Here is a 19573-nt window from a genome sequence, read left to right as displayed (position 1 = left end):
TGCCTGAAAAAAGCTCCAGTAGTTACCAAGCTTTTATTCCGGTTCACACACCAATCTTATAAATCAAGATTTTCTACAAACTTAGCATTCTTCTCAATAAAGTCACGCCGCGGTGTAACCTTATTCCCCATCAACATCGGGAAGATTTCTTCTGCTGCCTTGGCATCATCAAGGTTTACCCGGAGCAGGTGGCGCTTTTCAGGATCCATCGTTGTTTCCCAAAGCTGCTCAGCATCCATTTCACCAAGCCCCTTATAACGTTGAATAACAGGTTTCGGACTTGGTTGAAGCGAGTTAACAACCCGATCAAGCTCTTCATCTGATTCAATGTACTTTACAAATTTCCCTTGACGAACTTGATATAGCGGTGGTTGGGCAATGTAGACATAACCATGTGTGATCATTGGCTTCATGAACCGATAGAAGAGAGTCAACAGCAACGTCCGAATATGGGCACCATCAACATCGGCATCGGTCATAATAATCAGCTTATGGTAATTAGCCTTGGTAATATCAAAGTCTTCACCAAAGCCTGTTCCCAATGCTGTAAACAGGGACCGAATTTCATCGTTTGCTAAGATTCTGTCAAGGGTCGCCTTTTCAACGTTTAAAATCTTTCCCCGAATTGGCAAAATTGCTTGAGTCAACCGAGAACGTCCCTGTTTAGCAGAACCTCCAGCTGAGTCCCCCTCGACAATAAATAGTTCAGATATATTTGGATCCTTACTGGTGTTATCAGCTAGCTTACCTGGTAAGTTGCTAATTTCCAGGCCACTCTTTTTTCGGGTAACTTCACGTGCTCGTTTTGCCGCTACCCGAGCTTTAGAAGCTAGTTGTCCCTTTTCGATAATTTGCCGTGCTTCGTCAGGGTGTTCAAGTAAGAATCGGTTAAATGTCGCTGCAAAAACATGATCAGTTGCTGTTCGTGCATCAGAGTTTCCAAGTTTTGTCTTAGTCTGTCCTTCAAATTGCGGATCTGGGTGCTTGATAGAAACAACCGCGGTCAATCCTTCACGTACATCATCCCCGGAAAGCGTCTCGTTTCCCTTTAAGACTCCTGACTTATGTCCATAATCATTTATTACCCGAGTTAAGGCCATCTTAAACCCAGTTTCGTGCGTTCCACCTTCATAAGTATGGATGTTGTTGGTAAACGTCAGTAAATCACTTCTGTAAGAATCAGTATATTGAAGAGAAACTTCCACAGTAATGCCATTTTCTTTTCCTTCAACGTAAATTGGTGGTTCAAAGAGAGTGGTTTTCCCTTCATTCAAGAAGTCTACATAGTGCCGAATTCCACCTTCGTAATGGAACTCTTGCCGTTCTGACTCCTTATCACGCTTATCTTCAATTGTGATTTTTAATCCCTTGTTCAGGAATGCTAATTCACGAAGACGGTTTGTTAAGGTCTTAATGTTGTATGTAGTTGTTTCACGGAAAATTTCCGGATCCGGCTTAAAATGAACAGTTGTCCCATGAACATCTTCCGGCACATTTTCATCAATTACCTTCATTGAGGTCTTAACGTGACCATGATCAAAGTCCATGTAGTAACGCTTACCCTGACGTGAAACCTTAACATCAAGTTCTGTAGAAAGGGCGTTTACAACTGAAGCACCAACACCGTGTAATCCACCAGAGACCTTGTATCCGCCACCGCCGAACTTACCACCGGCGTGAAGAACAGTAAATACTGTTTCAAGTGCTGGTTTCCCGGTCTCTTTTTGAGTATCAACAGGAATTCCCCGTCCATTATCAGTAACAGAAATACTATTATCTGGTTCAACAACCACGTTAATTTCATCACAGAATCCAGCTAGGGCCTCATCAATTCCGTTATCGACAATTTCCCAAACTAAATGGTGTAGTCCTTGAGCCGAGGTCGAACCAATATACATCCCTGGCCGTTTTCGTACTGCATCAAGCCCCTTAAGAACCTGAATTTGACTGGCATCATACTCGCTCGCTAACTCAGCTTTTGTTTCTTTTTGCTCGTCGCTCACTGTGTTTCCCCCTTGCTCAAAGTACCATGTTCAATTTCAAAGATTTTCGGTTGATGAATTAACTGCCGTGCAACATCATTTAAGCTTGTTGTTGTCAGAAAGGTTTGTACCTTATCTTGAAAGGCAGTTAATAAGTGTGTCTGACGAATAGTATCTAATTCAGATAGGACATCATCTAAAAGCAGTAACGGGTATTCCCCGGTCTGCTCCTTCATCAAGTCGATCTCCGCCAACTTAACAGATAATGCCGTTGTTCGCTGCTGGCCTTGTGAGCCAAACGACTGAACGTTTTTCCCGTTAACCATAAAGTGAATGTCATCCCGTTGCGGTCCGTACATTGTGGTTCCCTTTTCAATTTCCCAATCTACATGGGACTGATAAAGCTCTAACAAATCTTGATATGCTTGTTCAACGGTGGTTTCTTCACTCAGCTTTAACTGAGTAACATAGTCTAACCGTAACTGCTCAGCATTTAACGATATTTTTTCATGAAGCTGCGAAGCCCACTTTTCCAAATGCTGTAAGAATTGATAACGCGCAATAATAACCTCTGCACCGTATGCAGCTAACTGATCAGAAAGCACCCCAAGTAAAACCTTATCGTGCTGTTGACCGTATTTTAACTGCTTTAAATACTTATTTCTTTGGCGCAGTAAAGTTCGATACTGCCCAGCATTATAAAGATACTTACTACTCATCTGACTAAATTCCATATCCATAAAATGACGCCGCAGTGCTGGTGCTCCCTTAACTAGGGACAAGTCCTCCGGCGCAAATAGAATGGCATTTAGTTGACCAACATATGTAGATAATCGAGCCTGCTCAAGATGATTGACCTTGGCTCGTTTTCCCTTAGAAGTAAATTCTAATTCTAACGGAACGCGTCCACTCGTCTTTTGAACAATTCCGCTAATGGTTGCTGATTTATGCTGCCAATTAATGAGTTCTCGGTTGTTATGGGTCCGGTGACTCCGGGTTAATGACAATGCATAAATTGCCTCTAACATATTCGTTTTTCCCTGAGCATTGTGACCAATCAAGACATTAACTCCAGGAGCAAAATGAACTGTCAGATCTTCGTAATTACGAAAGTTATGTAAGTGCAATTCTGAAAGAATCATGCAATTTCCTACTTACTCTTAATCATAATTGGTTCATGTTCAGGAATGATAACAACATCTTCTGGATATAATTTCCGACCACGACGATTCTCAAGTTCGTCATTAATCCGAACATCATGCTCCTTCAAAAACCACTTGGCTGCACCACCAGTTGGGATAATTCCTTCTTCCTTGAGTAATTGTTCCAGGGTGATGAACGGCCGATCTATTTTTATGGTCTTGATTTCCACACTTAATCACCTACTTTTCACAAATACTATTATACCACATTTAAGAGGTTAAAAACGCGCAGATAGCCTTTTTAGGCTTCTTAGTAGTTATTAGCCTTTTTTGTCAAAATCGAGTTAAAAACGCTTAATTTGCTTAAAACACGATTTCAGCAAATTTTTAAAATAAAAAAGGGTTATGACAAACTAGTTATCATAATCCTCTTACATGTCATTAGAATGTTCGAACTGGCGTAATTAAGTGAACAAAGTTTTCTGTATCTTCCGTTGGGACTAACGTAAACGGCCGTAATGGAGAAGTAAATGAAATCTTAACCGTTGATTGACCAAAGGATCGCAATGCATCTTTCATGTAATTTGGATTGAAGGAGATTTCTAAGTCATTTCCCTCAACCGCTGATGTGGCAACATCTTCTTCCACCATTCCGATATCTGGTGAATCACCGCTAATTCGAACCAATTTTTCGCCAGGCTTAATGGTTAATTTAACAACATCATTCCGACTCTCATGCGAAAGTAACGAAGCCCGGTCAATTGAGGATAGGAACGTTCCCGCATCTAATTCTACTGTCGTATCTGATGTGTCTGGAATCAACTGACTCGTTTCCGGATAATTTCCTTCTAACAGTCTGGAATAGAAGTGCGTATTACCAAAAATAAATAATACTTGGTTATCGGTAACTTGCATCTTTACTTCATCATCAACGTCACTAATCATTCCAGAAAGTTCATCTAAACTCTTCCCAGGAATAATAACATCGTAATTAACATCGCCAACACCATCTAATTGCACTTTCCGTTGTGCTAGTCGATGACTATCAGTAGCAACTGCTGTAAGCAATCCATCATGCAACGTTACGTGGATCCCAGCAAGGATTGGCCGACTTTCTTGTTTAGAAACAGCAATGACCGTTTGCCGAATGACTTCTTTAAGCATGTCATTGGCAAGAACCACAGTATTATTTGCTTCAACTTCTGGTAAATGAGGAAAGTTTTCTGCATCTTGTCCATTAATTTGGAATTTGGCATTACCTGAAGTAATATCAGCTTGAAAACCACTAGTAATTTCAATAGTTACATGCTTGTCTGGAAGCTTCTTAACAATTTCACTGAAGAATCGAGCTGGTAAAACAATTGAACCTGGTTCATCAATTTTTAATTCATAATCTTCATTGCTAGCTGACATTACGCTTTCAATTGTAATATCTGAATTACTACCAGTTAGTGTAATGCTATCGTTAGCTACTACCATTTTTAACCCAGTTAGAATTGGAATAGTAGTTTTAGATGAGATTGCTCTAAGAACATTATTTAATTGACTAATAAATGCTGAACGATTGATGGTAAATTTCATTATCAATGCTCCTTTAGTAGGTTATATATACTTATATTAATGCTTTAAAATATAGTCGAAGTAGTAGAGCCTGTTAATATTGTGGATAACTTAGTTCGACTAAGAAAAATCAACGTATTCGCTTGTGGATAAGTTGTGGATAAAATTGGGAATAACTTTCAAGTTTTCCACAACTATGCTTTTAATTTCGCTTTTAATGTATTTAGCTGTTCTTGAAGTTCGTTATCAGTTTGGAGCTCTTCTTCAATTTTATCAATTGCGTGAAGAACGGTTGTGTGATCCTTCCCGCCAAATTCTTTACCAATTTTTGGCAATGAGTAATCAGTTAGTTCACGAGAAAGGTACATCGCGATCTGACGCGGAACAACAATTTGCTTGACCCGCTTTTTTCCAACAATGTCACTTTGGGTAATATTGTAAAAATCAGCAACATTTTTTTGAATTGACGTGATCGTAATTGTTGTTTTAGTAGTCCTTTGCAGTCCCCGAAGAGCTTGTGATGCGAGGTGCGGCGTAATTGGTTCTTGGCTTAAGTTAGAGAATGCCTGAACCTTGGTTAGTGCTCCCTCAAGTTCACGAATATTGGTATCGATCTGTCCTGCAATATAGTTCAAGGTGTCATTTCCAATATTAATGTGATCTTCCTCAACCTTACTCCGCAAAATAGCAATTCGGGTCTCCAGATCTGGCGGGGTAATCTCAACCGTTAACCCCCAACGGAATCGTGAAACGAGACGATCCTGCAGTTCTGGAATTTCATTTGGAATTCGATCAGAAGTCATGACAATTTGCTTTTTATTATCGTGAAGAGCATTGAATGTATTAAAGAATTCAAGCTGAGTTCCTTCCTTGTTAGCAAGAAACTGAATATCGTCAATTAATAATAAGTCCAGATTACGGTACTCTTCACGGAATTTCTCCGTAGAGTTACTTTGGATAGAATGGATAAAATCATTAGTAAATTCTTCGCTAGTAACGTATTTTACTTTTGCTGTTGGATTGAGTTGAAGCATATGGTTACCGATTGCTTCCATCAAGTGGGTCTTTCCTAGTCCCACACCCCCATAAATGAAAAGCGGGTTATAGAGACCACCGGGACTTTCGGCAACTGCGAAGGCAGCAGCATGAGCCATTTTGTTTCCTTCACCAACAACAAAAGTTTTGAAGTTGTAGTGAGGATTAAGTGGCGTATCCATTTCAAAATTATTTGATTCTGCTGGTCGATCATTTTGATAAGGATCGAATTCTCCCTCAAGAACAAAGTGCGGTTCAATCTCTTGATTAGTAACCGTTTTGGCGTACTGCTTTAATTCAGCCTTTAAGTTTTTTTCCCAAAAATCACGATGAACTTTTGTGGGTACTTCAACTTCTAATTGGTTTTGAGAGAGAGAGAGTGGTTTTGCCGGAGCAATTAATGTGTCAAAGGTAACCTGACTTTTGCTTTGACGAAATGAATTTTGGATCGCTTCCCATAGAGAATCGAGCTCAGTCAAAATAGTTCCCCTCCTAATAGATATTAAATTACAAACGACATTTTATCATTATGAAAAAAAGTTTTCCACAGGTGAGTGGATAATCAAAAAATATTTACACAACACTGTGTGTAAATTCAAAAAAGTAATGTGGAGATTGGAGATAAAATAAAAAGATAATAGTTTTCCACGTGTCCTGTGGATAACTAATTACTATAACAAAGGGATTTAAACGACTTATAAACAGTTTTGTACAGGGCTGTGGATAACTTTAATAACAGGATGTGAATTGTTGAAAAATGCTGTGAAATCACGGTTAATAACTTATCCACAGGAATGAGAAATACACAACGCTGTGGATTATTTTTACGCTTCTGTGGATAAACAAAAAAATCTAAAAAAATTTCACGTTTAATATTTGAGAAAAGTATGTTATACTTCCAGAGTATGTTTGAAGAGATCGTCTTTTTAGACTATAAAAACCAAACCATTCAGATTGAATAGGAGGTGCATCGTATGAAGCGCACGTTTCAACCAAAGAAGCGTCACCGTGCACGTGTCCATGGCTTCCGTAAGCGTATGAGCACCAGTAACGGCCGTAAGGTATTAGCACGTCGGCGTCAAAAGGGCAGAAAAGTATTATCTGCATAATTACGGCCACTTTTATAGTGGCTTTTTTTATTGCAAGGGCAGGGCAGTCAGCTTGACGAGCTATCGTTTCGTTGGAGCTGCAATGTCCGGCCCTTTTTATATTTAGTTAAGGCTGGAGATCTACATTATTATGAGAAAATCATATCGGGTAAAAAAGGAAAGTGAGTTTCAACGGGTATTTGAAACTCATAATTCTGTTGCCAACCATAAATTTGTCATCTATCAAATGGCAAAACCAGGTCAAAAGCATTTTCGAGTTGGTATTTCCGTAGGGAAAAGGATTGGAAATGCAGTTCACCGAAACTGGGTTAAACGTCGGATTCGCCAAACACTTCTTGAAGTAAAACCTTATCTACGGCAAGACGTGGATTTCTTAGTAATTGCTCGTCCAGCTGCAGATGGACTGGAAATGGCGGAAACAAAGAAAAACCTTGTCCATGCTCTTAAAAGGGCACATCTATTAGAAGAGAAAAGTGAGGATCGTTAATCAATGAAAAAGGTAAAGCGTGTCCTAAGTCTTGCTGCAATTGGAAGTTTGACGCTTTTTCTTGCAGCTTGCTCAAATAAGCCAGTTACAAGTCATAGTACTGGCTTGTGGGATCACTACATAGTTTATAACTTCTCTCGGTTTATCATTTGGCTATCAAATAATTGTGGTGGCTATGGTATGGGGATCATTATTTTTACTATCATTATTCGGGTCCTCCTCTTGCCATTGATGTTCTACCAAACGAAGTCAATGCTGAAAACTCAGGAGTTAGCTCCTAAGCTGAAGGCAATCCAAAAGAAGTACTCATCACGGGATCGTGAATCCATGGTGAAGATGCAGGAAGAAACCAGTAAGCTTTATAAGGAAGCGGGAGTTAATCCTTGGGCTTCGATGTTACCAATGATTATCCAATTACCAATCATGTGGGCTCTTTATCAAGCTATTTGGCGGACACCAGAATTACGGCATGGGACATTTCTGTGGCTTCAATTAGGACACACAGATCCATACTATATTTTGCCAATTCTGGCGGCCCTATTTACTTTCTTAAGTTCATGGTTATCAATGGCCTCAATGCCTGAGCGAAATGCAATGACTTCCGCAATGACATGGTTTATGCCAATTATGGTATTCTTCATGGCATTAGGATTCTCTTCCGCGATTACTTTGTATTGGGTAGTTTCAAACGCCTTCCAGGTAGTTCAAACTCTCTTGTTGCAAAATCCATTTAAGATTCGCCGTGAACGAGAAGCGAAGGAGAAACAAGAAAAGGCAAAAAAGCGCAAACTTGAAAAAGCAAAACGCCGTGCATACAGCAGTCGTCGGAAGTAGTATTTTCCACGATTAGACTTAATTTAAGTTTAGAAAACATTAACGAAAGAGGGAGCGTGACAGAAGTCATTTATGACTTCGTTTTCACGCCCCCGCGAGCGCAAATAGGGTTCCAGAGTTCGGTTATACCGGACACTGGAACCCATTTGCGTACCGCGCTGTTCGTATTTGAACTTGGTAAAAGTACTTATGTCTCAGTCATTTTCTTTTTAGAGTAGATTTGTCGCGACTTATAGTTCTGTTGTAAAATAAAACGAGTATTTATTTTTGGGAGATGAAATTGAATGGGACGTTATACAGGAGAAACTGTTGAGGAAGCAGTTGCCTCTGCTAGTAAGAAACTTGGGGTAGCAGTAGATCAGTTAGAAGTAAAAACTATCCAACAATCGCGTCATGGTTTCTTAGGAATTGGTCGTCGAGAAGCGATCATTGAAGTATCTATAAAAAAGGCCCAAAAGAAAGATAACGATAAAGAAAATCACGGTCACCAAAAAGCAAAGCAGCAAATTAAGGCTCAGCAGCAATCAAAAATTCATCATAAATCAACATCAGACCGTGAAGTTGATCCTGCTGAAATGAAACGCCGCCACGAAGAAAACGTTAAGCGGGTGGAAAAAGTTAGTCAGGAGCTTGCGGATTACTTAAAGAACGTCTTTGCAAACTTGAGGATTGAAGTTAAACCAGTTGTGAGCGACGTTCGTTCTCATGAGGTAAAAATTGATTTGCAAAGTGAGCAGTCTGGGCGCATTATTGGTCATCATGGTCGGCGGATTAATGCAATGGAACAGTTAAGTAACGCCTTTATGAATTATCATGGTGCGGAGAAGACAATGGTGATTTTAGATACAGCGAATTACCGACAACGACGTGAAGAATCGTTGCGCCAGCTGGCAGAACGTTCTGTAATGGAAGTTGTTTCAACTGGTCAGGCAGTCTTTTTGGATCCAATGCCTGCTCGAGAGCGAAAACAGCTCCATCAAGAACTGCAGGAAAATGATCATGTTAAGACTTATTCTCATGGACGCGAGCCATACCGGAGCGTTGTAATTGCACCGAAAAACTAGGCTGCTTGCAGTCTTATCAAAGGGTGAAATTTCTTATTTGACATTTTAACGTGATGAAATTAAAATAATTGCGGTTATACAATTTAAGATACTTGTTAAAGTAGTGAAAGTGCTTTGACCATGTGATTACCAAGCTTATTGGTGGATGACGTGGGGGCACTTTTTTTATTAGAAAGGAGTCTGGACGGTGGCCAATACTGATAATGATACAATCGCGGCAATTTCGACCCCAGTTGGTGAAGGGGGAATCTCGATTATTCGAATTAGCGGTGATGATGCAATCCCTGTTGCACAGAAAATTTATCGGGGCAAGGATCTGAGTAAGGTACAGACTAATACTATTAACTACGGACACGTTATTGATCCCGATAGTGATGAAGAAGTTGATGAAGTAATGGTTTCGGTAATGCGGGCCCCTCATACCTACACTTGTGAAGATGTAGTTGAAATTAATTGCCATGGTGGGCTGCTTGCAACGAACCGGATCCTTCAGTTGGTATTGAGCTATGGTGCACGAATGGCCGAACCAGGTGAATTTACTAAGTGGGCATTCTTAAATGGACGGCTTGACCTATCGCAGTCAGAAGCCGTTATGGATTTAATTCGGGCCAAAACAGATAAATCAATGAAGGTTGCCTTGAATCAGCTTGATGGGAATCTTTCCCACTTAATTCGAAAGTTACGGAAAGATATTCTGGATGTTTTAGCTCAGGTAGAAGTTAATATTGATTACCCTGAATATGATGCCGTTGAAGAAATGACAACGAAAATGCTGAAAGAGAAGGCTACGGAAATTCGTCAACGGATTGAAGGGTTGCTGAAAACGGCAAAGCAGGGCAAGGTTCTTCGTGAAGGGCTTGCCACTGCGATTATTGGACGACCAAATGTTGGTAAATCTAGCTTATTGAATTCTTTGCTGCACGAAGATAAGGCGATTGTTACTAACGTTGCTGGAACTACTCGTGATGTAATTGAAGAATACGTTAACGTTGATGGGGTACCGCTGAAGTTAATTGATACTGCCGGAATTCGGGATACTAATGATCAGGTTGAGAAGATCGGGGTTGAACGAAGCCGAAAAGCCCTGGACGCTGCGGATTTAATCTTACTGCTAATTGATAATTCGACAGAGTTAACCGCTGAAGATCGGGAACTTTTGGAAGCAACTAAGGATAAGCAACGGATTGTAATTCTAAATAAAACCGATTTGCCGAATAAGGTTGATCGAAATGAATTGCAGAAGTTAGTTGGAAGCGATAAGCTGATTGAAACATCAATCGTTAAGAATGAGGGAATGAGTCAGCTAGGTGAAACCATTAGCAAAATGTTCTTTGAAGAGGGAATTGAAAATAATCAAAACAGTGTAATGGTAACGAACGCTCGTCACATTGGGCTACTACACCAAGCAGATGATGCTCTTGGCGATGTGCTGAAAGGGATTGCTGCGGGGATGCCCGTTGATTTAGTTCAGATTGACATGACGCGTTGCTGGGACTTGCTTGGTGAGATTACTGGCGATAGCTACCAAGATGAACTACTAGATCAACTCTTTAGTCAATTCTGTTTAGGAAAGTAGGAGGAAGAAAATGCAAACAAGCGAAGCAATTCAGTACGATAGCGACAATTATGATGTAATTGTCGTTGGTGCTGGTCACGCGGGAAGTGAGGCTGCCCTTGCTGCTGCGCGCATGGGGAATAAAACCCTTTTAGTCACTATTAATCTTGACATGGTCGCATTTATGCCATGTAACCCTTCCGTAGGGGGACCAGCTAAGGGAATCGTGGTCCGAGAAATTGATGCTCTTGGTGGCGAAATGGGACATAACATTGATAAGACATATGTTCAAATGCGAATGCTTAACACCGGGAAGGGACCTGCCGTGCGAGCATTACGGGCACAAGCTGACAAGCACGCTTACCACCGCTCAATGAAGGAAACAATTGAGAAGCAACCAAACCTAGATCTTCGTCAAGCAACTGTTGATCAATTAATTGTTGAGGATGGCGTTTGTAAGGGAGTAATTACTAACACTGGTGCTCGTTACCACGCTAAGACAGTTGTTCTAACCGTGGGAACAGCAGCACGAGGAAAGATTATCATCGGTGAACTCCAGTACGAATCAGGACCAAATAATTCTAAGTCAGCAGTAAAACTTTCTGAAAACCTGGAATCATTAGGTTTTGATCTTGAACGATTTAAGACCGGGACACCGCCACGGATTAATGGAAATACGATTCACTATGACGAAACTGAGGAACAACCTGGTGATAAGACAGTTCATCACTTCAGTTTTGATACACCAGATGATCACTACCTACCATTAAGTGAGCAAATTTCTTGCTGGTTGACATATACTAATCCAGGCACGCATAAATTAATTCGGGATAATCTTGATCGGGCCCCAATGTTCTCTGGGGTAATTAAAGGTGTTGGTCCACGGTATTGTCCATCAATTGAAGATAAGATTGTTCGGTTTGCGGATAAGAGTCGTCACCAAATCTTTCTTGAACCAGAAGGCCGGGATACTGATGAATGGTATGTTGACGGATTATCAACTTCCATGCCAGAAGAAATTCAGCAGAAGATTGTTCATTCTGTGAAGGGACTTGAAGATGCTCAATTAATGCGTCCTGGATACGCAATTGAATATGATGTCGTTGCCCCATACCAACTTCATCCAACCCTAGAAACAAAGCTGGTTAAGAACCTTTATACAGCTGGACAAACTAACGGAACTTCAGGTTATGAAGAAGCTGCTGGTCAGGGGCTGATTGCCGGAATCAATGCTGGATTACGAGCTCTTGGCAAAAAACCATTTATCCTTAAGCGGTCAGATGCTTACATTGGGGTAATGATTGATGACCTAGTAACTAAGGGGACTAAGGAACCATATCGGCTATTAACTAGTCGGGCGGAATATCGCTTAATTCTTCGTCATGATAATGCCGACTTCCGGTTGATGGGAAAAGGCCACGAAATTGGCTTAGTAAGTGATGAACGCTACGCTAAGATGCAAAAGAAGGAAGAGCAGGTTCAAAATGAAATTGCTCGGTTAAAGAATGAAAAGCTTAAGCCAAATAACGATGAAGTTAACCAATTTATTGAAGCACACGGTGATAATCGGTTGAAGGATGCGATTACAGCGGCTGACTTTATTAAACGTCCATATGTTGATTATGAAACGTTAATGAAGTTTATCCCGGCTCCAGCTGAAAAGCTCGATCGTCATGTAATTGAACAAGTAGAAATTCAATTAAAGTATGCCGGTTATATTAAGAAGGAAGAAGAAAAGGTTGCCCGGTTAAAGCGGATGGAAGCAAAGCGGATTCCTGCCAATATTGATTATGAAAAGATCGATGGTTTGGCAACTGAGGGACGGCAAAAGCTTGAGAAAATTCGCCCAGAAACGCTTGCTCAAGCTTCACGGATTAGTGGGGTCAATCCTGCCGACTTAGCGATTTTAAGTGTTTATATTCGGAAATAGGATTATTTCCCGGGAAATTAAATTACAGAAAATGAAGTGAGACGGAGTTAAAGTTAAATTTGACTTACGCCTCACTTTATTCCATTTACAAACATTCTGAGAATCGCTATACTGAAGATTGATTTAAAAAGCAAACGAGGCAAGTAGAGATGAGTGAAAAAGTTAATCAGACCCGTAAGGATTTTCAACCAATCCTTTTAGGGACAGATTTTAATTGTTACGGAATGGCACGGTCATTCTATCAACAATATGGTATTAAGAGTATTGCCTATGGGGTAATGCATATGGCGCCAACCCGCTATACCAAGTTAGTGGATGTTCATGTTATTGAAGGGTTCAATGAAGATCCGGTCTTCATTGAAACAATGCGTAAAATTGCAGCTAACCTTGATCCGAAGAAGAAGTACCTGCTTCTTTCTTGTGGGGATGGTTATACTGAATTAATTGCTAAACACTTGGATGAATTAAAGGAACACTTTATTTGTCCGTATGTTGATGCAGACTTGTTTAATAAGCTGGGGACGAAGGAAACGTTCTATGAAGCGGCTGAAAAGTACGGTTTACCATACCCCAAGACGAAGATTATTACTAAAGAAGAAGTTGAATCTGGTAAGGCGATTGAATTACCATTTGATTTTCCAATTGCCCTAAAGCCTTCTGATAGTGTGGAATGGCTTGACGTTCAGTTCGAAGGACGGAAGAAAGCCTATGTTTTAGATAGTCGTGAGCAGTTTGATGAACTGATGCCTAAGATTTACAAGGCTGGTTATACCGGGAAGATGATTGCGCAGGACTTTATCCCTGGTGATGACTCTAACATGCGGACTGTCAACGCCTACGTTGATTCTAACCATAATGTTCGGATGATTAGTCTTGCACACCCGTTATTAGAAGATCCATCGCCAGTTGCGGTTGGTAACTACATGGTGATTTTGCCAGAAAAAGACATGGCAATTTACAAGACAATTCAAAAATTCTTGGAAGAAGTAAAGTACGTTGGTTTTGCTGATTTTGATATGAAATATGATCGGCGGGATAAGCAGTTTAAGATTTTTGAAATCAATCTTCGCCAAGGACGGAGTAGTTACTACTGTACTTTAAATGGCTATAACCTGGCTAAGTATGTGGTTGATGATGTGATTGATCACAAGCCGTTCACTGGTACCGATTATGCTGAGGGAAACAAGCTATGGTTGAATGCACCGAAGAAGGTTTTCTATCAGTATGCTAAAGAAAACGAGTATAAGGAAAAGGCCAAGAAGTTACTGGAGGCAGGACAGTGGGGAACGACTGCCTTTGACAAGAATGATAGTTTAAAACAACGTTTGTTAATGCATTATTCTTTCTGGCTAATTAATAAAAATTATCAAAAATACTTTGTCCAACGCTAAGCAAAGGAGTATTTAATATGTGTGGAATTGTAGCATTCGTTGACAACGAAGATCCAAAGGTTAAAGATAGCCTAATTCGTAAAATGAAGAACAGGATTATTCACCGGGGACCCGACTCAGAGGGCCAATATGTGGATGAAAATGTTGCCCTTGGATTTCGGCGGTTAAGTTTTATTGACGTTAAGAGTGGTAATCAACCAATCTTTAACGAAGACAATAGTATGGCTATTGAGTTTAACGGTGAAATTTATAACTTTAAGGAATTACGGGAAGAATTAATCGACTTAGGGCACACTTTTAAAACCCATGCCGATACCGAAGTAATTTTGCATGGTTATGAACAATGGGGTGACGATGTCCTGAAACGTCTTCGGGGAATGTTTGCCTTCGTAATTTGGGACTTTAAAAACAAGGATATGTTTGGTGCCCGGGATCATTTTGGGATTAAGCCACTTTACTACGGGAAGATGAACGGGACTTTCTTTGTTGGGTCTGAAATTAAGGCATTTATTGATCACCCGCATTTTGACAAGGAGCTAAATAAGAACGCCTTAAAGCCCTACATGACGTTCCAGTATTCAGCAACTCAGGAAACATTCTTCAAGGGAATTTACAAGTTGCCAGAAGGACACTGTTTCCACTATCAAGATGGTCAATTCAATATGAAGGAATACTGGGATGCTGATTTTGATCCTAAAGATGAAGGCTTCGATAAGGCAGTCGATAACATTGAAGATATCGTAACGGATTCGGTTAAGGCCCACTCATTTGCTGATAAGGGGATCAAGGTTGGTTCATTCCTTTCGGCAGGGGTTGATTCTAGTTACGTGACTGCAATGATGCGGCCAGATAATACATTCTCAATTGGGTTTGATAGTACCTACGATGAAACTAAGCAAGCGCGGGAATTAGCTGCTAAGCTTAACTTAAAGAATACCGATGCTAAGCTGACAAACGAGGAAGCTTTCCATACATTCCCATTAATTCAGTACTACCTGGATGAACCTGATTCAAATCCATCAGTTATTCCGTTGTACTTCTTAACTCGCCTTGCCAAGGAAAATGGCTACAAGGCGATGCTTTCTGGTGAAGGGGCTGATGAATTATTCGCGGGTTACATCGATTACGGATTTAACTCTAATTCAATGCTGATTCGGTGGTTTACTGACAAGCTTCGTGAATTGCCTCAAGAAAAGCGGTACAAGATTGCTAAGTGGCTTGATGGCAAGCACTTCCACGGTCAATTACACATGTTCCGGGCATTAGCTCCAGTTCGTGAATCCAAGTTTATCGGTCAAGCCTACATTTTCTCGCCAGAAGAAGCAGCTGATGTTCTTCAAGAGAAGTATAATTGCGGACCAACGATTGATGACATCATCGATCCAATTCTAAAGAATGTTGAAGACAAGGATATTGATGAAGTTGCCAAGAAACAATACCTTGATATTCACAAGTTTATGCCTGGTGACATTTGTTTGAAGGCGGATAAGATGAGTATGGCTAACTCACTCGAACTTCGGGTACCGTTACTGGATCGTGAAGTAATGCGGGTTGCTGGTCATACACCAACCAAGTACCTCTTCAACCGTCACGGAACCAAGTGGGCCTTCCGGATGGCCGCTAACCGTCACCTTCCAGAAGAATGGGCAACGCGGCCAAAGATGGGCTTCCCAGTTCCGGTTCGGGCATGGTTACGAGAAAAGAAGTACTACGAAGAAGTTCGTGAACTCTTTGAACAAGACTTTGTTAAGGAATTCTTTGATCAAGATAAGATTTTGAAGTTGCTTGATGATAACTTTAACGACAAGATTGATGGTCGACGGAAGATCTGGACTATTTACACCTTCTTGGTATGGTACAAGCAATACTTTATCGACGACTTTATCCCTGAAGAAGTTAAGAAACTTGACGAGGTGGCTGAATAAATGCTCACACTAAAGGAAATCACTGATTTACTCAAAGAAAATGGTCTTTATAAGGAAATCATTATTGACGGTGACTGGTATTATACCGTGCCAGAAAAAGCGGCTCGCGCTGAAGTTACCGACCTATCCTATGACTCGCGGAAAGTCAGTGATGGCACCCTGTTTTTCTGTAAGGGGTTAAAGTTTAATCCTGAATATTTGGCAAGTGCCATTAAGGAAGGGGCAACTGTAGCGATCTCAGAGCTTGTTTATACTGACAAGTTAGATCAAGAAGCGCAATCAACGCCACAAATTATTGTTACTGATGTTCAGAAGGCGATGGCAGTGGTTGCTCGTCATTTCTATGGTTGTCCTGATGAAAAACTTGAATTAATCGGCTTCACGGGGACTAAGGGGAAGACCACTTCGGTTTACTTTACTCGTCATATTTTGGCTCACGAGTTTGGTCCGGTAGTGGGACAATTCTCATCGATTGATGAATGTGTAGATGGTAAAAACTTTATTGAAGCTCACCTAACCACGCCAGAATCATTGGATCTTTTTCGAATGATAAAAGAAGCTGTTGATAACGGGATGAAGTACTTGGCAATGGAAGTTTCTAGCCAAGCATATAAGAAGTCCCGGGTTTATGGCCTTCACTTTAATATCGGGGTTTTCTTGAATATTTCTCCAGATCACATTAGTCCTGTGGAACACCCAACCTTTGACGATTATTTGTGGTGCAAGAGTCAGATTATCGTGAATAGTGATACCGTGATTTTGAATCGGGATATGGACTATTACGAATTGCTAGCTCAAAAAGCCCATGAATTAGGGAAAAAGTTGATTACATTCGGTAGTGACGAAAGCGATGCAGACTATCGTTATCATGGCAAGGACCATGGTTACTTTGACGTATCAACGCATAATGATAACTTGCCTGAAGTTACTGGTGAATTCCGCGTCATGATTCCGGGACACTTTAACTACAGTAACGCGTTAGCCGCAATTACGGTGAGTGCGCAACTTAAGGATGATACTAGTGATTTTGCTCAGGGATTGAAGGAAACTAAGGTCCCAGGTCGAATGGAATTTTTGAAGAATGATGCCGGAATGGTTGCCTGTGTTGATTACGCTCATAATTACTTGAGTTTATCCGAAAGCTTTAAGTTTATGAAGCATGAGTATCCTAATGGCCGGTTGATCGTTGTGATCGGTGCTGCTGGTGGTAAAGCGGAATCACGCCGAAAAGATATTGGTCGGGCACTTTCTGAATATGCTGATGTTGCAATTTTAACGAGCGAAGATAACTTCTTTGAAGATCCGCATCACATTGATGAAGCGATCAAGGAGCATATTACTAACCCAAACGTTAAGGTAATTATTAATGTTGATCGGGTGGCAGCAATTAAGCAGGCATTTGAGATGGCCAAACCTGGCGGTGCAATGTTTATGGCTGCTAAGGGTCGAGAACAATTCATGCACGAAAAGGGACGAGATATTCCTTATGTTGGCGATTATCAATTGTCACAAAAGCTAATGAAAGAGTATGATAAATAGTTGAGTATGATAATTACTTTTATGGTAAACTTTTCTTAGCTTGATAATGATTTTGAAATCGAGGGATAATAGGTAATGAAAGCATTTCGTCAAACGATGAGCTGGGTAATCCCAATTGTGATTGGGTTGTTAATCGCCTTGCTGATCAAACAATTCTTATTCCAAATTGTGCGGGTTGATGGGCCGTCAATGTTGCCTAACTTACAAAATAATGAACGGGTTTTCTGTTTAAAAACCGCAAAGATCCATCGTGGGAGTGTCATTGTCTTTGATGCTAACGGAGTAGATCCGCAAGTAGCTACCAAGACAGACTATGTTAAGCGGGTAATTGGTGTTCCTGGTGATACTGTTCGTTCCGCAAATGGTAATATTTATGTTAACGGACGAAAAGTTAACCAAAATTACATTAACAATACCCAACGGACTTCTGGGACCGGTAATTGGACACTAAAGAGTATCTCAGTTCAAAATAACTGGCTACGAGATAGTGGTGCAACAAAGGTGCCAAAAGGTCAATATTTTGTTCTTGGTGATCACCGGAGCGTTTCTAATGATGGTCGTTATTGGGGATTCGTACCAAAGAGCAAGATCGATGGTGTTGTTAAGGTGCCTTCTTGGACTGGAACTGCCACAACTCGGTATAACGTCAACCAGGAGTGGAAGCATTACTGGGCAAATTAAAGCGCAGTACCAACCTAGTTGAATTAGAAAAAGTAAAAATTCATAAACTGTTCTAAAGATTCTGGTGAAAGACTAGTATTTTTAGGACAGTTTTTTTATCCTAATTGAAGTAAGAAAAGGGGATCGAACTAGCTTGTTTAGTTCTACCTACTATCTTTGAAATATTAAAGAGGGCGAGTTAATTCCTAGCTTTGCCTAATAGGAGAATAACAATGCGTTCAAAAAAATTATCAACAATTCTATTAACATCGACGTTAACAATGGCCTTAGCAGCGACTCCTGTTTCCCAGGTTATTGTTCATGCGGATGGCCAGGTAGCAACAAGTACCAGTTCTACTTCTTCTACCCAAACGCATACATTGAATAAGTCATATGTTGTTTATGGTGCGGGGGCTGCGGATAAGGATGAGCTGAGTAATATTCTGGGTGTTAACAATGATTTCACAACGCTTACAGCTACCGCTAGCGATTACCAAAAGTATATTAACGCTAACGATTCGACAACTAACGCAGCAATGGTTAGTTCAGTATCAATTGTGCCAACCGATCCTGGATCTGGAGTAAAAGTGAACGTTAAGAAATTTAATGGTCAGAGTAATATTACCAAGGTGACCGCTCAGCAATATGCGATGGTAGCGCAAATGGCCGGAGTAACGGATGTGACAATTACAGTCTCGGCTAATCGTCCGGTATCTGGAGAATCAGCACTTACGGGAGTATACAAGGCGCTGAGTGAGGATGGAATTAACTTAAACAATCAAAATACCCAATCAGCCAACCAGATGTTAAGTGCCACTAATGATGCAATTGATGCCAACAAGAACGATAGTAGTTATCCGGGAAAGTTAATGGCTGCGGTTGGTGACACAACTAAACAAATTAATAAGCAAAAGCGGCAAGGGGAGCAGCCAACCCAGGTTCAAATTGAAAATATCCTAAATCAAAACCTAAAGAAGCAAAATATTTACAACGAAACCAAGAACCACACAACCACGATTATTAATGCGTTGGTCCAATTCAATAATGCACCAATCAGTTCAAGCAAGGATTATAGTTCTCACGTTACTGATACGATCAACAATGTTAAGAATTCCACGGGCGATATGATGAATAAAGCAAAGCAGTTCTTAAATTCAAAGGATGGTAAAGCTGCCCAGCAACAGGCCCAGTCTTGGTGGGAACGCTTTGTAAACTGGATTCAAGGATTTTTCAACTAAAGGATTGACGAACAGGAACGGCTTCTGTATATTAATAACCGGTAGTTAACGGTTAAAAACACAATGAGTAGGAGAGTAACCTTTTACTGGTCAGTATTAGCGACCCTGAATGAGTGCAAGCG

At 40.6% G+C, this 19573-nt stretch carries 16 protein-coding genes; 11 read left to right on the top strand and 5 right to left on the bottom strand.

The genetic code is table 11. The features are described from left to right. Nucleotides 1-56: 56 nt before the first annotated feature. The 5 genes from gyrB to dnaA form a co-directional block, all read right to left on the bottom strand. Nucleotides 57-2003 carry a DNA topoisomerase (ATP-hydrolyzing) subunit B gene (gene gyrB, locus PRK60_RS09255; protein ID WP_191912479.1) on the bottom strand — a complete coding sequence of 649 codons (1947 nt, stop codon included), beginning with the start codon at nucleotides 2001-2003 and terminating at the stop codon, nucleotides 57-59. Then, the gene (recF, locus tag PRK60_RS09250; RefSeq protein WP_102168017.1) at nucleotides 2000-3124 is read right to left on the bottom strand and encodes a DNA replication/repair protein RecF; all 1125 of its coding nucleotides are present in this window, start codon (nucleotides 3122-3124) and stop codon (nucleotides 2000-2002) included. Before recF ends, gyrB begins: the two co-directional genes overlap by 4 nt. Nucleotides 3125-3132: 8 nt before the next feature. Further along, nucleotides 3133-3354: a S4 domain-containing protein YaaA gene (yaaA, locus tag PRK60_RS09245; protein WP_273646032.1), complete on the bottom strand. Its 222-nt coding sequence runs from the start codon at nucleotides 3352-3354 to the stop codon at nucleotides 3133-3135. A 211-nt stretch (nucleotides 3355-3565) separates the two neighbouring features. Beyond that, entirely contained in the window at nucleotides 3566-4705 is a 1140-nt protein-coding gene (dnaN, locus tag PRK60_RS09240; RefSeq protein ID WP_102168015.1) for a DNA polymerase III subunit beta, read from the bottom strand. A gap of 173 nt (nucleotides 4706-4878) precedes the next feature. Next, a complete protein-coding gene (gene dnaA, locus PRK60_RS09235) occupies nucleotides 4879-6198 on the bottom strand; it encodes a chromosomal replication initiator protein DnaA (RefSeq protein ID WP_102168014.1) in 1320 nt (439 codons plus the stop codon). 495 nt (nucleotides 6199-6693) lie between these two features. On the opposite strand from dnaA, the gene rpmH reads away from it, so the two are divergent. From rpmH to PRK60_RS09180, 11 genes are all read left to right on the top strand, one after another. After that, a complete protein-coding gene (rpmH, locus tag PRK60_RS09230; protein ID WP_003665227.1) occupies nucleotides 6694-6828 on the top strand; it encodes a 50S ribosomal protein L34 in 135 nt (44 codons plus the stop codon). Nucleotides 6829-6958: 130 nt separating this feature from the next. After that, nucleotides 6959-7315 carry a ribonuclease P protein component gene (rnpA, locus tag PRK60_RS09225; protein WP_098044945.1) on the top strand — a complete coding sequence of 119 codons (357 nt, stop codon included), beginning with the start codon at nucleotides 6959-6961 and terminating at the stop codon, nucleotides 7313-7315. 3 nt (nucleotides 7316-7318) lie between these two features. Next, a complete protein-coding gene (locus PRK60_RS09220) occupies nucleotides 7319-8149 on the top strand; it encodes a YidC/Oxa1 family membrane protein insertase (RefSeq protein ID WP_003716312.1) in 831 nt (276 codons plus the stop codon). Nucleotides 8150-8433: 284 nt separating this feature from the next. Next, nucleotides 8434-9213: an RNA-binding cell elongation regulator Jag/EloR gene (gene jag, locus PRK60_RS09215; RefSeq protein ID WP_102168012.1), complete on the top strand. Its 780-nt coding sequence runs from the start codon at nucleotides 8434-8436 to the stop codon at nucleotides 9211-9213. A gap of 187 nt (nucleotides 9214-9400) precedes the next feature. Continuing rightward, nucleotides 9401-10789 (top strand): tRNA uridine-5-carboxymethylaminomethyl(34) synthesis GTPase MnmE, encoded by a 1389-nt coding sequence (gene mnmE, locus PRK60_RS09210; RefSeq protein ID WP_273646031.1) that lies wholly within the window; start codon nucleotides 9401-9403, stop codon nucleotides 10787-10789. Nucleotides 10790-10799: 10 nt separating this feature from the next. Beyond that, on the top strand, nucleotides 10800-12698 hold the full coding sequence (gene mnmG, locus PRK60_RS09205; protein WP_102168010.1) for a tRNA uridine-5-carboxymethylaminomethyl(34) synthesis enzyme MnmG: 1899 nt from the start codon (nucleotides 10800-10802) through the stop codon (nucleotides 12696-12698). Nucleotides 12699-12847: 149 nt separating this feature from the next. Beyond that, the gene (locus PRK60_RS09200; RefSeq protein ID WP_273646030.1) at nucleotides 12848-14089 is read left to right on the top strand and encodes a carboxylate--amine ligase; all 1242 of its coding nucleotides are present in this window, start codon (nucleotides 12848-12850) and stop codon (nucleotides 14087-14089) included. Nucleotides 14090-14106: 17 nt separating this feature from the next. Continuing rightward, nucleotides 14107-16014, top strand: a complete 1908-nt coding sequence (asnB, locus tag PRK60_RS09195; RefSeq protein WP_191912487.1) for an asparagine synthase (glutamine-hydrolyzing) — start codon at nucleotides 14107-14109, stop codon at nucleotides 16012-16014. After that, a complete protein-coding gene (murE, locus tag PRK60_RS09190) occupies nucleotides 16015-17553 on the top strand; it encodes a UDP-N-acetylmuramyl-tripeptide synthetase (protein WP_273646029.1) in 1539 nt (512 codons plus the stop codon). It abuts the gene before it with no gap. Between the two features lie 75 nt (nucleotides 17554-17628). Then, entirely contained in the window at nucleotides 17629-18234 is a 606-nt protein-coding gene (gene lepB, locus PRK60_RS09185) for a signal peptidase I (RefSeq protein WP_102168006.1), read from the top strand. 212 nt (nucleotides 18235-18446) lie between these two features. Then, nucleotides 18447-19451 (top strand): DUF1002 domain-containing protein, encoded by a 1005-nt coding sequence (locus PRK60_RS09180; protein WP_102168005.1) that lies wholly within the window; start codon nucleotides 18447-18449, stop codon nucleotides 19449-19451. Nucleotides 19452-19573: the final 122 nt, after the last annotated feature.

It is taken from the genome of Limosilactobacillus portuensis, assembly GCF_028607025.1.
Classification (GTDB): domain Bacteria; phylum Bacillota; class Bacilli; order Lactobacillales; family Lactobacillaceae; genus Limosilactobacillus; species Limosilactobacillus portuensis.
Note: the sequence above shows the minus strand (reverse complement) of the source record. Positions and strands in the feature narration are given on the sequence as shown.

Excerpts from the sequence above, each read along its gene's own strand:
- recF (WP_102168017.1), bottom strand. The coding sequence starts at position 3,124 with ATGATTCTTTCAGAATTGCACTTACATAACTTTCGTAATTACGAAGAT.
- dnaN (WP_102168015.1), bottom strand. The coding sequence starts at position 4,705 with ATGAAATTTACCATCAATCGTTCAGCATTTATTAGTCAATTAAATAAT.
- rpmH (WP_003665227.1), top strand. The coding sequence starts at position 6,694 with ATGAAGCGCACGTTTCAACCAAAGAAGCGTCACCGTGCACGTGTCCAT.
- rnpA (WP_098044945.1), top strand. The coding sequence starts at position 6,959 with ATGAGAAAATCATATCGGGTAAAAAAGGAAAGTGAGTTTCAACGGGTA.
- PRK60_RS09220 (WP_003716312.1), top strand. The coding sequence starts at position 7,319 with ATGAAAAAGGTAAAGCGTGTCCTAAGTCTTGCTGCAATTGGAAGTTTG.
- jag (WP_102168012.1), top strand. The coding sequence starts at position 8,434 with ATGGGACGTTATACAGGAGAAACTGTTGAGGAAGCAGTTGCCTCTGCT.
- mnmG (WP_102168010.1), top strand. The coding sequence starts at position 10,800 with ATGCAAACAAGCGAAGCAATTCAGTACGATAGCGACAATTATGATGTA.
- PRK60_RS09200 (WP_273646030.1), top strand. The coding sequence starts at position 12,848 with ATGAGTGAAAAAGTTAATCAGACCCGTAAGGATTTTCAACCAATCCTT.
- asnB (WP_191912487.1), top strand. The coding sequence starts at position 14,107 with ATGTGTGGAATTGTAGCATTCGTTGACAACGAAGATCCAAAGGTTAAA.
- murE (WP_273646029.1), top strand. The coding sequence starts at position 16,015 with ATGCTCACACTAAAGGAAATCACTGATTTACTCAAAGAAAATGGTCTT.
- lepB (WP_102168006.1), top strand. The coding sequence starts at position 17,629 with ATGAAAGCATTTCGTCAAACGATGAGCTGGGTAATCCCAATTGTGATT.
- PRK60_RS09180 (WP_102168005.1), top strand. The coding sequence starts at position 18,447 with ATGCGTTCAAAAAAATTATCAACAATTCTATTAACATCGACGTTAACA.